This is a genomic window from Paraburkholderia sp. (genome assembly GCF_034668105.1).
In the GTDB taxonomy this organism is placed as follows: Bacteria; Pseudomonadota; Gammaproteobacteria; order Burkholderiales; family Burkholderiaceae; genus Paraburkholderia.
Window position 1 is genome coordinate 1 of the sequence record NZ_JAXDPY010000104.1, and the last position, 15,800, is coordinate 15,800.

13 protein-coding genes and 1 pseudogene are annotated in these 15,800 nt (G+C 62.9%); 6 read left to right on the forward strand and 8 right to left on the reverse strand.

The features are described from left to right. Nucleotides 1-59: 59 nt before the first annotated feature. Nucleotides 60-785 (forward strand): pirin family protein, encoded by a 726-nt coding sequence (locus tag QOC89_RS04935; RefSeq protein WP_323043999.1) that lies wholly within the window; start codon nt 60-62, stop codon nt 783-785. A gap of 97 nt (nt 786-882) precedes the next feature. Next, nucleotides 883-1,296, forward strand: a complete 414-nt coding sequence (locus QOC89_RS04940) for a DoxX family protein (protein ID WP_323044000.1) — start codon at nt 883-885, stop codon at nt 1,294-1,296. A gap of 136 nt (nt 1,297-1,432) precedes the next feature. Here the strand turns inward: QOC89_RS04940 and QOC89_RS04945 are convergent, their stop codons facing one another. The 4 genes from QOC89_RS04945 to prpR form a co-directional block, all read right to left on the reverse strand. Then, nucleotides 1,433-1,882, reverse strand: coding sequence for a fatty acid desaturase (locus QOC89_RS04945; protein WP_416340355.1), 450 nt, complete (start codon nt 1,880-1,882; stop codon nt 1,433-1,435). A gap of 276 nt (nt 1,883-2,158) precedes the next feature. Beyond that, nucleotides 2,159-3,751: an alkyl hydroperoxide reductase subunit F gene (ahpF, locus tag QOC89_RS04950; RefSeq protein ID WP_323044001.1), complete on the reverse strand. Its 1,593-nt coding sequence runs from the start codon at nt 3,749-3,751 to the stop codon at nt 2,159-2,161. 151 nt (nt 3,752-3,902) lie between these two features. Beyond that, on the reverse strand, nt 3,903-4,466 hold the full coding sequence (gene ahpC / locus QOC89_RS04955) for an alkyl hydroperoxide reductase subunit C (RefSeq protein ID WP_323044002.1): 564 nt from the start codon (nt 4,464-4,466) through the stop codon (nt 3,903-3,905). Nucleotides 4,467-4,602: 136 nt separating this feature from the next. Beyond that, a complete protein-coding gene (gene prpR / locus QOC89_RS04960; protein ID WP_323044003.1) occupies nt 4,603-6,564 on the reverse strand; it encodes a propionate catabolism operon regulatory protein PrpR in 1,962 nt (653 codons plus the stop codon). A 202-nt stretch (nt 6,565-6,766) separates the two neighbouring features. Between prpR and QOC89_RS04965 the strand changes: the two genes are divergently transcribed. Both QOC89_RS04965 and QOC89_RS04970 read left to right on the forward strand, forming a co-directional pair. Then, entirely contained in the window at nt 6,767-7,648 is an 882-nt protein-coding gene (locus QOC89_RS04965) for an oxaloacetate decarboxylase (RefSeq protein WP_323044004.1), read from the forward strand. Nucleotides 7,649-7,936: 288 nt separating this feature from the next. Continuing rightward, entirely contained in the window at nt 7,937-9,376 is a 1,440-nt protein-coding gene (locus tag QOC89_RS04970; protein WP_323044005.1) for an MFS transporter, read from the forward strand. 145 nt (nt 9,377-9,521) lie between these two features. Here QOC89_RS04970 and QOC89_RS04975 read toward each other — a convergent pair whose 3' ends face one another. From QOC89_RS04975 to QOC89_RS04990, 4 genes and pseudogenes are all read right to left on the reverse strand, one after another. Then, on the reverse strand, nt 9,522-10,391 hold the full coding sequence (locus tag QOC89_RS04975) for a 2OG-Fe(II) oxygenase (protein WP_323044006.1): 870 nt from the start codon (nt 10,389-10,391) through the stop codon (nt 9,522-9,524). A gap of 361 nt (nt 10,392-10,752) precedes the next feature. Continuing rightward, nucleotides 10,753-11,631, reverse strand: coding sequence for a 2OG-Fe(II) oxygenase (locus QOC89_RS04980; RefSeq protein ID WP_323044007.1), 879 nt, complete (start codon nt 11,629-11,631; stop codon nt 10,753-10,755). A gap of 87 nt (nt 11,632-11,718) precedes the next feature. After that, a pseudogene (locus QOC89_RS04985) lies at nt 11,719-11,868 on the reverse strand (DUF4440 domain-containing protein); the annotation flags it as partial. A 133-nt stretch (nt 11,869-12,001) separates the two neighbouring features. Further along, nucleotides 12,002-13,579: an MFS transporter gene (locus tag QOC89_RS04990; RefSeq protein ID WP_323044008.1), complete on the reverse strand. Its 1,578-nt coding sequence runs from the start codon at nt 13,577-13,579 to the stop codon at nt 12,002-12,004. Nucleotides 13,580-13,689: 110 nt separating this feature from the next. On the opposite strand from QOC89_RS04990, the gene QOC89_RS04995 reads away from it, so the two are divergent. Both QOC89_RS04995 and QOC89_RS05000 read left to right on the forward strand, forming a co-directional pair. Next, nucleotides 13,690-14,565, forward strand: a complete 876-nt coding sequence (locus tag QOC89_RS04995; RefSeq protein WP_323044009.1) for a LysR family transcriptional regulator — start codon at nt 13,690-13,692, stop codon at nt 14,563-14,565. 368 nt (nt 14,566-14,933) lie between these two features. Beyond that, a partial coding sequence (locus tag QOC89_RS05000; protein ID WP_323044010.1) for an extracellular solute-binding protein occupies nt 14,934-15,800 on the forward strand: 867 nt, incomplete at its 3' end.

The window sequence follows — 15,800 nt, forward strand, 5'->3', positions numbered from 1 at the left end:
TCATGGATCGCGGACAAACATCTGGCCGGATCGCACAACAGAACCCAAGGAGAAACACAATGCTCGATATCAGACACGCCAATCAACGCGGCCGCGCGGAGCACGGCTGGCTCAGCTCGCGTCATACGTTTTCCTTCGCGAACTATCACGATCCGAAGCAGAACGGCTTTTCCGACCTGCTCGTGATCAACGACGACCGTGTCGCCCCCGCGCAAGGTTTCGGCAAGCACCCGCACCGTGACATGGAGATCTTTTCGTACGTGCTGGAAGGCGCGCTCGAACATAAGGACACCATGGGCACCGGCTCGGTGATCGTGCCTGGCGACATCCAGTTGATGAGCGCGGGAACCGGCGTCGCGCACAGCGAATACAACCATTCGAAGAGCGAGCCGGTGCACTTCATGCAAATCTGGATTGCGCCGGCGCAGAAAGGCACCGCGCCGCGCTATCAGCAACGCCACTTCGGCGCGGATCAGAAGCGCGGCGTCTTGCGCCTCGTGATGTCACCGGACGGCGCGCAAGACTCGCTGGTGCTGCAACAGGATGCGCGGGTCTATGCCGGTCTTTTCGACGGCGACGAAACCGCCCGCCTCGAACTGGCCAGCAATCGCTATGCTTATATTCACGTGGCGCGCGGCAACGTCACGGTGAATGGTGTCGAACTTGGCGAAGGCGACGGCGCGCGGGTCCGCGGCGAAGAAGCCCTGACCTTCACGCACGGTCACGACGCGGAAGTGTTGGTGTTCGATTTGCGTAACATCGAAATGTCGGAGTTGTGGGCTTAAGCGGCTCGATCCGGTCGATCGATCTGGCCAGCTCAAGCGCGACTCGCCGCGAAGTTTTACGGCGAGCCGCGCCCTTCCTGACCTACAGAGAAAAATCATGCGCTATACGCTATTTGAAAACCAGAAAGACACTATCATCCTCGTCGCCCGCATCCTGTTGATGGCGCTGTTCGTGATGTTCGGCTGGTCAAAGCTGACCGGCTTTTCCGGCACCGTGGCTTATATGACGTCGAGCGGCGCGCCAGTGCCTGAGCTATCGGCGGTCATCGCTGTCGTGATGGAGTTTGTGGTGGGCATTGCACTGCTGGTGGGCTTCTATACGCGACCGCTTGCGCTGCTGCTGGCGCTCTATACGCTGGGTACGGCGATCATCGGCCACCACTACTGGAACATGACGGGTGCAATGCAATACGCGAACATGATCAACTTCTACAAGAACATCAGCATCATGGGTGGACTGCTGCTCTTGTGCGTGACCGGCGCCGGCAGGTACTCGATCGACCGTCGTTAAGGCGCTATTGCAGCGGTTCGATACGCCCTCGAACGCGTTGCGCCGGCTCCTCAACCAGTGCTACGGGATTGCGCGGGAGCGCAAAAGAATCCGCCAGGCGGTCTCCAGGCGGATTTTTTACATGAAGCACTCCGTACTAGCCGGCGAAGCGCGCCAACACGCGTTCACGAATTGCCGGCCGGATATTCGACTGCGCCATATCACCTTGATAATGCGCGACCACGCGTGGGTTCATCACGCGAAACCAGAGTGGCGGCACATACGCGAGCATGATCATCGTCGCATAACCCGAAGGCAATTGCGGCGCGCCGTCGAAATCACGCAGCGCCTGGTAAGAGCGCGTCGGATTCGCATGATGGTCGGCGTGACGTTGCAACTGATACAGGAACAGATTGGTCACGATGCGATTTTGGTCACGATGCGATTGCTGTTGCACGAATGCTGAGGCTGGCAGCGCTCGATTGCTCGGGTCGTCGCCAATCAGGTAGTCGAGCACGGGAATAATGCCGAACACGAAAATGCGCCCGAACCACCAGAATATCGGCCAGCCGGTCAGCAACGCCAGATTGGCGGCGTGCAGCGGCAAGGTGATGGTGAGCGCACCGAGCAGCCACAGATAGCGCTGGCGTAGGTAAGGGCCTCCAAACGAAGGGTGCGCTGCACCAGCGTGCGTGGCGTGGTTGGAGCGAGGGAATGAAACGGGTGTTTGTCAGCCTGTCCCGGTGCACTTCCGTTAGGGTTTTTGCAGTCGGCCGGCCCGTCCAGAAGACAAAATCTGCATTGATACGGGAGCGTATCTGACAAAAAAACTGACAAAAAAACGGCGGCCCGAAGGCCGCCGTCTACTGCTCAAACGCAATCATCAGACTGTTGCTTCAGCCTCTGCCTGGCTCACCACTTCGTCCGCATCGCTATTGCGGATCAGGTGGTCGAACGCGGACAGCGATGCCTTCGCGCCCTCGCCCACTGCAATCACGATCTGCTTGAACGGCACCGTGGTCACGTCGCCGGCGGCGAACACGCCCGGCACCGAGGTTGCGCCGCGTGCATCGACAACGATCTCGCCGTGCTTCGACAATTCGACCGTGCCCTTCAACCATTCGGTGTTCGGCACGAGACCGATCTGTACGAACACACCCTCAAGCTCGATGCTCTTCGTTTCGCCCGAACGCAGGTCCTTGTAGACCAGACCGTTGACCTTCTTGCCGTCGCCGGTGATTTCCGTGGTTTGTGCCTGCGTCACGATCGTCACATTGGCGAGGCTGCGCAGTTTGCGTTGCAGCACTTCGTCGGCACGCAGTTGCGCGCCGAATTCGAACAGCGTCACTTCACGCACGATACCCGCGAGGTCGATTGCCGCTTCCACACCCGAGTTGCCGCCGCCGATCACCGCAACGCGCTTGCCCTTGAACAGCGGGCCGTCGCAATGCGGGCAGTACGCCACACCGTGGTTACGGTATTCGCGCTCGCCCGGCACGTTGATTTCGCGCCAGCGGGCGCCGGTCGCCAGAATGATGGTCCTGGCCTTGAGCACCGCGCCGTTTGCCAGACGCACTTCGTTGATGCGGCCCGGGATCAGCGCTTCAGCGCGCTGCACGTCCATGATGTCAACTTCGTAGCTCTTCACGTGCTGTTCGAGCGCCGTGGCGAACTTCGGCCCTTCGGTTTCGGTCACGGAGACGAAGTTCTCGATCGCCAGCGTGTCGAGCACCTGGCCGCCGAAACGTTCCGCCACCACACCCGTGGCAATCCCCTTGCGCGCCGAGTAAATCGCCGCAGCCGCGCCCGCGGGGCCGCCGCCGACGATCAGCGTATCGAACACCGGCTTCTTTTCCAGTTCCTTGGCCGCCCGCGCACCAGCGTTGGTGTCGAGCCTGGCGAGGATTTCCTTCACACCGCTGCGGCCCTGACCGAACACTTCGCCGTTCATGAACATGGTCGGTACCGCCATGATCTGGCGCGCTTCGACTTCGTTCTGGAACAATGCGCCGTCGATCGCCACGTGGCGGATGCGCGGGTTGATCAGCGCCATCACGTTCAGTGCCTGGACGACTTCCGGGCAGTTCTGGCATGACAGCGAAAAATACGTTTCGAATTGATAGTCGCCGTCGAGATTGCGGATCTGCTCGATCACCGCATCTTCGAGTTTGACCGGGTGGCCGCCGACCTGCAAAAGCGCGAGGACGAGCGACGTGAATTCATGGCCCATCGGGATGCCGGCGAAGCGGATGCCCGTTTCCTTGCCTGGCTCGCCGATCGAGAACGACGGCTTGCGCTCCGCGTCGCCGCGGCGTTCTAGCACAGTGACGCGTTCCGACAACGTGGCGATATCGTTCAGCAATGCCAGCAGCTCTTGTGATTTCGCGCTGTCGTCGAGCGAGGCGACGATCTCGATAGGCCTGCTAACCTTTTCGAGGTAGGTTTTTAATTGAGTCTTGAGATTGGCGTCCAGCATGGCTTCCGATTCCGTGGCGAAGGGTGTTGGGTCCCGGCCGCCGCGCGCATCAGGATAGGAAGCGCGCAGTCCGGGGACGCGCGAACCGCTGTAAGAAGCGGTCCGCACGGCGGTGCGCCGTAAGGCGCCTACTGCTAGAGGCTTTGAGACCTTAGATCTTGCCGATCAGGTCGAGCGACGGGGTCAGCGTGTCAGCGCCCGGCGTCCACTTGGCGGGGCAAACTTCACCCGGGTGAGCCGCGATGTATTGCGCAGCTTGCACCTTGCGCAGCAGTTCGCCAGCGTCACGGCCGATGCCGTTGTCGTGAATTTCGGCCAGCTTGATCTCGCCTTCCGGATTGATCACGAACGTGCCGCGCAGTGCCAGACCTTCTTCTTCGATCAGCACGTCGAAATTGCGCGAGATTGCCAGGGTCGGGTCAGCGATCATCGGGTACTGGATCTTCTGGATCGTGTCCGACGTGTCGTGCCATGCCTTGTGCGTGAAGTGCGTATCGGTCGACACGCTGTAGATTTCCACGCCGAGCTTCTTGAATTCGGCGTAACGATCGGCCAGGTCACCCAGTTCGGTCGGGCAAACAAACGTAAAGTCAGCCGGGTAGAAAACGAAAACCGACCACTTGCCCTTCAGGCTTTCTTCAGTGATGGTCTGGAAATCGCCATTGTGATAAGCCTGCGCCTTAAACGGTTTGACTTGACTATTGATGATCGGCATTGACTGAGTCCTCTTTCGAAGTGGTTGGAAAGTAGAGTCAGTATCTCAGACGACGCTTAATAGGTAAAGCGGAGTGTTCCAATGGTGACGATAGTCTGATGCTATTTATCCACCGACCGACGGCTATTGCACCGCATCAGTCCTTCAGGAGCCGCCATAGGGTCGTGCGGCCGATTCCCAGAGCCCGGCTTGCTGCGGCGCGATTGCCGCCGGCCTGTTCGAGCGCGCGAAGCGCGTCTTCGCGGGTGGGTGGCGTGCGAACAATCAGGTCAGCGGCCGCAGGAGCCGTTGCAACTGGCCCTTTCAAAGCGTCCGTCTGCCGCATCCGGCCGAATTCCGGAAAAACCACCTGCAGATCCTGCCAGCCTTCGCTGTCCGAATCGCTCAGATAAATCGCGGCGCGCGCAAGCAGATTTTCCAGCTCCCGCACATTGCCGGGCCACGCATACTGTTCGAACAAGGGCGCAAGGAAGACCAACACCCGCTCCAGCCCGGCACCCGACAGCCCATATTGGAGCGCGCTGCGGTTCAACAGGTGCCGCGCGAGCGGCGCGACATCGCCACGTCTTGCGCGCAGCGGCGGCAATTCTATCTGAAGCAGGTTCAATCGAAAATACAGGTCCGCGCGAAACACGCCCTGCTCGACGAGCGCGTGCAGATCGCGATGCGTGGCGGCGATCACCCGCACGTCGACGGGAGTCGCGCGCCCGGAGCCGAGCTTCATGACCTCGCGCTCCTGCAACACCCTCAGCAGCCGGCTTTGCAGCGCCACCGGCATCTCGCCAATTTCGTCGAGGAAGATCGTCCCCGTGTGGGCAATCTCGAAGAGGCCGGGCTTGCCGCCCCGGCGCGCGCCGGTGAACGCGCCTTCCTCGTGACCAAACAATTCGCTTTCGATCAGCCCTTCGGGCAACGCCGCGCAATTGAAGGCGACAAACGGATTGCCGCGGCGCCGGCTGGCATTGTGGATGCCCTGCGCGACCAGTTCCTTGCCGGTGCCGCTTTCGCCGCTCAATAGCACGGTGGCATCGTGAGCCGCGCCGGCGCGCGCGAGCCGCCGCACTCGCTCGAGCGCCGCCGAGTTGCCCACCAGGTCCTCCAGCTGGTGTCGCGCGACCAGATGCTTCGGGCGCTGGCTGGTACGCAGCGAGCGGTCGATCCGCTGCGCGACCAGCGCGTCCTGCACCGTGACCACCGAGCCCGAACGCAGGCCCTGTTCGACGATCGGCACACAGTTGACGATCAGCGCGCGGCCGCCAATCTGCTCGATGCGCTCTTCGACCGGCATGTCATGCTCGAGCGTCTCTCGCAGCAACGGGCCGACAGCGCGCGTCAATTGCGCCGGGACGTCCTGTTCGCGCTCGAGGCCGAGCAGATCGAGCATCGCCGGGTTGACGGCCTCGAGTTGGCCGGCGTCGTCGAAGGCGGCCACGCCGTCGCGCAGATGAGCGACGATCGTATTCAGTCGAACCCGCTTTGACTCCTTCTGGCGGCTCACGCGCGCCAGCTCGACGGAGCGCTCGAAGGCTTCTTCGACGGCGCCCAGCGAGTACAGAAAGACACTCTCCAGACCGGCCTGCTGGGCGAAATCGCAGGCCATGCCGGGGCCGATGATCACGCTGCAGCCTTCAGCCGCGAGGTTGCCGACGGCGAGCCGCACTTCGTCGATCGAGCGGTAGGCGCGCTGTTTCAGGCCGACCTTCAGCCATGCGCTCAGGTCGGCGAGGTCGTGCGAGATGGTTTCGTGCAGGACCAGACCGATCTGCGCGCCGGGCCAGGCCGTCGTGGTGCGGGTGATCGCACTCAGCACGTCGAAGCCGTTCACCTTGACCATGACCACCGGCACGCTCAGGTTGTCGCGCAGGTAGGCGCCGTTCGATCCGGCTGCCAGCACGACATCCACCGAGCCGGCGTCGACATAGGCCTGCAGCGCCGTGACGGCGGCGCCATAGCCCTCCCGAACGGAAAAGAACCGGGCCCGCCCGGTATAACGCGGCGCGACGGCCTCGCAAAGCGATTGCAACCGGCTGATACTGACCAGGGCGACGCCTGGCCGGCCAGAATTAGAATTCGCAAGCGATGACGAGAAAGTGGCCACTGCAACGCTCCGACCATTAGTTGAAACGTTCCATGAAACGTTTCATGGAACACGTCGTCATTCTGCCATGAACCGCGGCAACCCTCCTTTCCCAACTAAGCTTTTGATTAGTCGACGCGAACCCGAAAAGCCGGCAAATGGCACGCTTCCTGCAAAATCACCTCGGCCTTCTATCAGCCACTTCCTCTCTGGAGACAGTCTCATGAGCACATCCGCCAACCGCCGTGCGGCCTTCCGCGCCAAAGTCAACCAACGCCAGGGCCTGCTCGTGCCGGGCGCCTTCAACGCAATGAGCGCGCGCGTGATCGAAGACGCCGGCTTCGAAGCGATCTACATCACGGGCGCGGGCGTCACCAACATGTCGCTTGGCTTGCCCGATCTCGGCTTCATCGGCCTTGCCGAAGTCGCCGAGCATTGCGCGCGGATTCGCGACGCCGTCGCGCTGCCGCTGATCGTCGACGCCGACACCGGCTTTGGCAACGCGCTCAACGTGCGTCAGACGGTGCGCGTGCTGGAGCGCAGCGGCGCCGACGTGATCCAGTTCGAAGACCAGATCATGCCGAAGAAATGCGGCCACTTCTCCGGTAAGGAAGTGATCAGCGCGAGCGAGATGGCCGGCAAGATCCGCGCCGCCGTGGATGCCCGTGAAGACGACAATCTGCAGATCATGGCGCGTACCGATTCGGCGGCGGTCCATGGTATCGAAGACGCGATCGAGCGCGGCCACCGTTTCATCGAAGCCGGCGCCGACATTCTGTTTATCGAGGCAACCGAATCGCTCGCCGACATCGAACGTTTGCCGTCGCTGTTCGACACGCCGCAATTGATCAACATCGTGATCGGCGGCAAGACGCCGGTGCAATCGCGTGAAGCGCTTGGCAAGCTCGGCTACGGCATCGTGCTGTACGCGAACGCGGCGCTGCAAAGCGCGGTGCTCGGTATGCAGCGCGCCCTCGGCACGCTGAAGAGCAATGGCCGCCTCGATGAAGACGCCACGCTCGTCGCGCCGTTCAGCGAACGCCAGCGGCTCGTCAACAAGCCGCTGTACGACAAGCTCGATCGCGAGTACGCGGCGAAGGATTGAAGCATATGGACAGCGCGAGTCGGCGCGCGAGTCCATGACACCCTGAAGCGATTCTCGGCGCTACAACCGGATTTGTTGCGTTACGATTCGAGGCTGGCGGCCACGAGGCGTATTTCCACGAATACGTCACCGTATGGGCCGCCATTTCCCCGCTCGTCTCTGTCCGGATGCCGGAAACACGCTTTCGAAAGGTCGTCGCAAGAACATGAGGTCAACACGATATCGCGGTACCGCCTGGCACGTTAAAGGCCCCAACGGCGCCCCGCGCCCTGCAACGAGGGCGGTGCGATGACAGCAAGCGGCGCACGCAATTCACACGTCGGCTGGCTGCCGTACATCGTGGCGGCCACCTTCTTCATGGAGTACCTCGACACCACCGTCATCGCCACGGCACTCCCGCAGATGGCGCATTCGTTCGGTGTCGGTCCGAACAGCCTCAGCCTCGGCATGACGGCTTACATGCTGGCGCTGGCGATTTTTATTCCGGCGAGCGGCTGGGTCGCCGACCGCTGCGGCTCACGCACCGTGTTCTTCAGCGCGATCGGCGTTTTCACGGTGGCTTCGGTGTTGTGCGGGATATCGCAGAACGTCACCGAGTTCACCGCGGCACGGCTTCTGCAAGGCATCGGCGGAGCAATGATGGTGCCGGTGGGCCGCCTGGTCGTGGTCCGCAGCACCGAGAAGAGCCGCATGATGCAGGCCATCTCGACCATCACCTGGCCGGCGATCGCCGCGCCGGTGGTGGGTCCGCCGATCGGTGGTTTCATCACGACCTACGCGTCATGGCGCTGGATTTTTCTGCTGAACGTGCCGTTCGGCCTGGCGGCAATGGCGATTGCGCTCGTCCTGGTGCCGAACCTGCGCGGGAGTGAACGCAAGCCGCTCGACATGGTGGGTCTGCTGCTGAGCGGCGTGACCTTGACCGCGATCCTGTACGGCGCCGAACTGGCGAGCCAGCCTGGCGAGAATCCGTGGATTGCCGCGGCGTTCATTGTGGGCGGCCTGCTGGCCGGCGTGTTGGCATTCCAGCATGCGAAGCGGCATCCGCATCCGCTGATCGACGTCTCCACGCTGAAGATTCCGACCTTTTCCGTGACCGTGGTGACGGGGTCGTTCACGCGCATCGGCATTGGCGCCGTGCCCTATCTGATGCCGCTGCTGTTCCAGATCGGCTTCGGCCTGTCCGCGTTCAAATCGGGCTTGCTGCTGCTCGCAAGCGCGGTCGGCAACCTCGGCATGAAGGCGCTGACCACGCGCATTTTGCAGCGTTACGGTTTCCGGATGGTGTCGATTGTCGACGTGACGTTGGCCGGCGTCGCCATCATTGCATGCGGGCTGCTGACGCCGAACGTACCGCTCGTGCTGGTCCTGCTGGTCGTCTTCGTCTACGGCGTGGCGCGTTCGATGCAATTCTCCACGCTTGCCACCCTCGCCTACGCCGACGTCGCACAGCCGCAGATGAGCGCCGCCAGCACGCTGTGGAGCGCGGCGGCGCAGATGACGCTCGGCCTCGGGATTGCTTTCGGCGCCGTGTCACTGCGCGCCGCCGCGTTCTTCAATGGCGAGACGACCGGCCACGTTTTCACACTCGACGACTTCCGCCTGGCGTTTCTGTTTGCCGGCGTGCTGACGCTGATCTCGGTGATCGGCTACATGGGCCTCGCGCACGACGCGGGCCAAAGCATCGGCGGCGGTTCACGCGGCACCGAAGACCCGGCAAAGAGCTGAGCGCAAAGCGGGCTCAAAGGGAGAATGTGAAGCGGAGAGACAGACGCCCACCACGTCTACAAACCGCACGGCTTCAAGGAACTGGCGACGCCGGAGCGTTATATGGAACGGCACAACCAGGACGTCTACAAAGACGGCTTGAGCGCTAGGCAAAAAGCCCTTCCCTGACCCACTTGGTCATGATCCATTTCTCGCCTTCCAGAACAGGTGCGCCTCCGTGCAAGCTCAAAGAATCGAGCTGCCGCTTCTCGTTCATATAGCGAAAATAGACCGCGCCCCCGCGCCTTGGCGCAACCGAGACCCCACACTCGGGGAAAAACGTCTCCCCGCCGGCGGCCACGTCGTTGAGATATAAAACCAGCGTGGCAACCCGCTGGCCGCCACGCCCCATATGCACCGCACTGCCGGTCTGCGACGGCGGAAAATAATCGAAGTGCGCCCGGTACTCGGCGCCCACCCCATATCTGAGCACCTGCAACCCTTCGCCATGATCGACAGGCCAGTTCATCAAGCTGGCAAAGCGCTTTTCGAGCCGCTCGAGGAAAGGGTCCGCGCCTCGGTGATACCAGGCGCCTTCGCTGGTGCGATTGGCGATCACATCATGCGATCCGTTCTGCGGATTGACGGTAGTGGACCGTTTGAGTAACGGACGCGACCGGTCGATCATCTCGTCGCATTCCGCGTCCGACATCACGTCGGCGAACGCGACGATCTGCGGCCGTTCGCAGCGCATCAACACCTTGACGTCGCGATCATAAGCACGGATCAGATTGCCCGCGGCGACCGGCGCCGGATCGTAGTGGTATTCGCCCGCGGCTGTGTCGATCCCGCATGGCGCGTCGGCAACGGCGGCGCTTGCGGCCTCGGCGGTATTGAACGAAGCATTCACCGTAGCGCGCGCGAGTTCCGACTCGAAGCCGGCGTCCACCATCGCGTCCACCAGAACGGCTGGGCTAAAGCCGCGCTCCACATGACTGCTCAACCAGGTCTTCACGGCATCATTTACGACAGGCATACGTCTACTTTCCCCACATCCAGAGTTCGTTCGCTCAACACATGCAGACCGGGAACGCGGTCAACCTGGCGAGGCGGACTAAAAGCAACGGATGATAGGTGGCCATCCCGTTTCGTTTCGCACGACGTTTCGGAAATGGGCCGACGCTAAAAACATATTCAATGTCAGATTTGATGGAGCACCGTCTGGGAAACTTCATGCGCAAGGGCTATCTCAGCGCGCGCGACGCATTCACACAACTGTCAGCCGGCGCACCTGGAAAAGCCGCCGCGCCTCGCACGGCCGAATAGCGCGCCGCGCGAGTGGGCATGCGGGTAGGCATGCACGTGTTCTTGCCATTCGCGGCGTGCAGAGGTGACTGTCAGCCGTAGGCGCGCTCGCGCATCCACTTCGTCATGATCCATTTGTCGCCGCCGAGTACCGGCGCGCCGCCGTGCAAGGTCAGCGGATCGAGCTGACGCTGGCCGTTCATGTAGCGGAAATAGACGGCGCCCCCTTGTTTCGCGGCAACCGACATACCCGCTTCCGGGAAAATCGTTTCGCCGCCGTCGGGCACGTCGTTCAGGTAGATCACGAGGGTCGCCACCCGCTGGCCGCCCTGGGCGGTATGCACCGCGCTGCCGGCCTGATCGGGCGGGAAATAGTCGAAATGCGGGCGATATTCGCCGGTCATGCCGTAATGCAGAATCTGCAGCCCTTCGCCGTTTTCAACCGGCCAGTTCATCAGACTCGAGATGCGCCGATCCATCTGCTCGATGAACGGGTCTTCGCCGCGCTGATACCAGATGCCTTCGCTGGTGCGGTTGCGGATCACGTCTTCCTTGCCGGTGGCGGGGTTGACCGTGGTGGAGCGTTTCAACCGATGCCGCGAGCGTTCGATCATCTCGTTGCATTCATCCGGCGACAGCACATCCGCGAACACGATCACTTGCGGCCGCTCGCAGCGCATCAGCACGTGGACGTCGCGATCGTGCGCGCGGATCACATTGCCGCGCGCAACGGGCGACTCGTCGTACTGGTACGTTTGCGGCGCGGCTTTCACCAGCGCGGCCTCGGTTGCCGCGGGCGCGGCGGCCGGCGCTTGCGCCGGATTCCCGCCGAACGCTTTGTGTACCGCCGCGTGCGCGGCTTGCGTGGCAAACCCGGCTTGCACCATCGCGTCGATCATCGAGTCCGCGCTGCATCCGCGCGCGACGTTGCTGCTCAGCCAGGTTTCCCATGACTCATCCGTTACAGGCATAGCATTCCCCGCTTTTCCATGTCACAAAATACTGCATCAACTGGCCGGTCCATAGCAAGGCCGGACGCAGGACGCCGAATTGACCGGTTACGCGCGGCGCTGCCGGCGCCGATAGAGGTCGAGCCCCTTTCTCGCCTGCGCCCGGATTGCGCGCTGCACGAAAGGCGTCCAGCCCAGCAGCGCGCCCTTGAGCTCCAAAGCCTGACGGGCCCAGCGCCAAAGGTCGAAAGTATCGCGTTTAGCCGTTTAGCAGCTTGGCCGGTGGTGGAAACGGCCCGCGAAGAAGCGCGCGCCGCGGTTTCAGCGCGCACGAGCAGCACACAATATCGGAAAAGGAGGCGGCCGGGGCGGCGCAGCCTGGATCGCGTCTTTAACCGTTCGACGTAACCCCACTCCCCCGAACCGCTTCGCCCTTGCGACCCAGCACCCAGATGCCCGCCGCAATCGCCACCGCCACCGCGCCAGCCAGATAGAGCGCCGCGGCAAAACCACTGGCAAAGCTCGCGTGCGCGGCCGACATCAAGGTAGCCCGCAGCGCCGGCGGCAGATGCGCCGTAGCTTGCGCCGTATCGCCAGCCAGCACGCGCGACATGAAACCCGCGTCGAGCGCGCTGCCGATATCAGGCGTCATCCGCGTGGCGGCGACAAATGCGGCGTGCGTGCGGGCCGCGAGCACCGCTCCCAGCACACCCACTGAAGTCACAATGGCCGTGAAGCGCGTCGTCGTGCTGATACCGGACGCCATGCCAGTCCGGTCAGGCGGCACGCACGCCATGATGGCCTTCTGCGTATCGCCGTTCATGATGCCCGCGCCCAGCCCGGTCACGACCATGCCGAGCGCCACCAGCACATAGCGCGTATCGCCGGCGACCAGCGCCGTCAGCAGATTGCCGGTCGCGATCAGCAACAGCCCGGTCGACAGTAACGCCATGCCCGACATCCGCCTCGCGAGTGCCGCGCCGATGTACGGTCCAAGCACCATCGCCAGCGCGAACGGCAGCATGCCGACGCCCGCCATCACCGCCGACAGGCCGAATGCGTTCTGCAGATAGAGCGGCAAAAACGTCATCATCACCTGGGCGCAAGCGGCATAGCCGAACATGGCGAGCACGGCGGCGACAAAGCGCCGCTGGCGAAACAGCGCAAGGTCGACCATCGCATGCGCTCGCGAGCGTTGCACCTTGATGAATGCGGCAAGCAGCAGCACGCATGCGGCGAATCTTGCAGCGGTGATCCAGCTCGCAAGCCCGTCGGCCGGCACTTCGATCAACGCCCAGATGCCGAGCGCTAGCGCAAGGCCGAACAGCATGCTGCCGGCGGCATCGAGCGGGCCGGGTTGAGGATTTCTCGACTCGCGAATCGAGCGTGACGCGCACCACGCGAGCACGGCGCACACGGGCAGATTGAGCAGGAAGATCCAACGCCAGCCGAGCCATTGGGTAATCACCCCGCCGACGAGCGGCGCCACCGTCGTCGCAAGGCCCATGCAGGTGCCCCACACGGCCCAGGCGCGCACGCGTGCGGGCCCTTCGTGAAACGTATTGGCGATCACGGCGAGCGCCGCGGTGAGCAGCATCGCGGCGCCGACGCCCTTGATCGCGCGCGCCACGTTCAGTATGGCCGCCGATGGCGCCGCCCCGCAGCCCAGCGACGCCAGAAAGAACACCGCGAGCCCGAGCAGCAGCATCCGCTTGCGGCCGACGCGGTCGGCAAGACCGCCCGCGGGCAGCAGACACGACGCGAACGCGACCATGTACGCGCTGACCACCCATTCGACATCGGCAAAGCTCGCGTGAAACGAGCGCGCGATCGACGGCAAGGAGACGGCCACGACATTGGTGTCGAGAACGATCAGCGCACAGGTCGCCGACGCGGTGGCCAGCACGAACGCGGGATTGACGGGTCTGGAGTCGGCGGGCAGTACGGGACGGGCGGACGTGGTTGACATGCGGCGCAGGTGGAGTCGAATCGAAGTGATTCGATGGTAGCGAAACGTCTGTTGCCTGTCATTAGCATAAAATCACAACATAATTAGCTCTGGCGGAAATACTGAAGACCATGCGAAAACTCGAGCTTCGCCATATCCATGCGTTCGTTTGCGTCGCGAAGCATCTGCATTTCTCCCGCGCCGCCGATGAACTGGACGTCGCGGCCCCATCGCTCACCAAGCTGATCCAGGAAGCCGAACGGCTACTCGGCGTGCGGCTCTTCCATCGCACCAAACGGTCGGTGGCATTGAGCGCGGCGGGCAGCGCCTATCTGGCGGAAGCGCTCAGCGCGCTCGACCACCTCGCGCGCGGCGAAGAGCGCGCGATTCTCGCCGAGCGCGGCGAACTGGGCAGGATCGAAGTCGGTTACGTCGCATCGGCCGCCTATGCGGGTGTCCTGCAAGCGGCAGTCAGCGGCTTTCGCGCCAGCTATCCAGGCGTCGACATTTCGATTCGCGAGGTGCCGATGGACAGCGCCGCCGACATGCTGCGCGACGGCCTGCTCGACGCCGCCTACGTGCGCCCGCCGATGCCGCTTGTCGACGGCATTCAGGCAAGCACCGTGCACCGCGATGCGTTCGTCCTCGCGCTGCCGGCAAGTTCGGCCCTGGCGGGCTTGCCCGACATCAAGCCGTCACAACTGCGCGATCAATGTTTCGTCATGCCGGAGCAGGAAGCCGGCACCTTCGAAGTCGCGCGGCGCGGGCGCTTTTCGCCGCGGCTCGGATCCCGACCCGGCACGCTCGCGGCGGTGTTGGCCTGCGTATCGCTAGGCGGCAACGTGGCAGTCGTTCCGCATACGCTGGCCGATTGCATCGCGTTGCCGGGCGTCGTCTACCGAAATATTGCCGGCAAACCGATCGCGTCGGAAATTGCTCTTGCCTATCGAAAATTCGAACGGGCGCCCGCCGTGCGGGCGTTTCTCGAGTTCGCGCGAAGCAGGTAAAGCCGCCCACACTACACGCGCGCCGCCTTTCGTTATATCCTCTCGAATATCACGGTATGTTTCGTGGAACCGCCGCGAGGCCGCGGAACAGCGCGTGCAGCAGGAACAAGGCGCGGCGCTCGCATTACGCAGGAGCCGCGATGAAGCATTGGCGCAGCTGTCGCAAGTGCAAAGCGAATGTGGCCGTGGACGCCCCCCGCCATCCGTTGTACGCGATCGACCGCGCCGGCAGTACGGGCGGCACCAGCTATGTGCGGATTTTCCCGCTCAACTGATCTCACTTGACCCCACTGAGTGCGCAGCAACGTGCAACGCCACGCGATGACGTCGTAATATAGCGCTCTTAATAACGTATCGGGGTTAATCGCATGATTCGCAAGCTGCTCGCTTCTCTCATGATTGTCACCGGCGTGATGACAGCCGCACCCGCCTTCGCGCAGGACAACACAGTCAACGTGCTATACGCCGGTTCGCTCGTCAATCTGATGGAGCGCAGTGTCGGCCCGGCCTTCGAAAAGGCTACCGGTCAGCAATTCCGCGGCTATGCGGCGGGTTCGAACAAGATCGCCAACGAGATCAAAGGCAAGCTGCGCCGCGGCGACGTGTTCATCAGCGCCAGCCCGACGGTGAACAGCAGCCTGATGGGCGACGCGAACGGCGACCACGTCACGTGGTACGTGACCTTCGCCGAGTCGCCGTTGATGATCGGCTACAACCCGAAAAGCAAGTTCGCGGCGGACTTCAAGACCAAACGCTGGGATCAGGTGTTGCAGGAGCCGGGCATCCGGATCGGCCGTACCGATCCGAAGCTCGATCCGAAGGGCGCCTTTACCGTGGATATGATGACGAAGGCCGCGGCGCTTTATCATCAGCCGGACCTCGTTGAGAAGACCTTGGGCGACGCGGAAAATCCCGCCCAGGTTTTGCCTGAGGAAACGCTGGTGGGCCGCCTGCAATCCGGCCAGCTCGATGCCGGTTTCTTCTACTCCACCGAAACCTCCGACCTGAAAATCCCGGCGCTCCGTCCGGCGCCCGAGTTGCAGGCCAAGGCCAGCTACACGCTGACGATTCTCAACGATGCCCCGAACCGTATGGGCGCGAGCAGCTTCGAGGACTACCTGCTGAGCGCACAGGGCCGCGCGCTGCTCGACCAACACGGTGTGGACGTCGTCAAACCGGCCACGACCGGCAACGTGCAGGCCAAGCCGCCTTCGTTGCAAGCCGAGATAGACGCC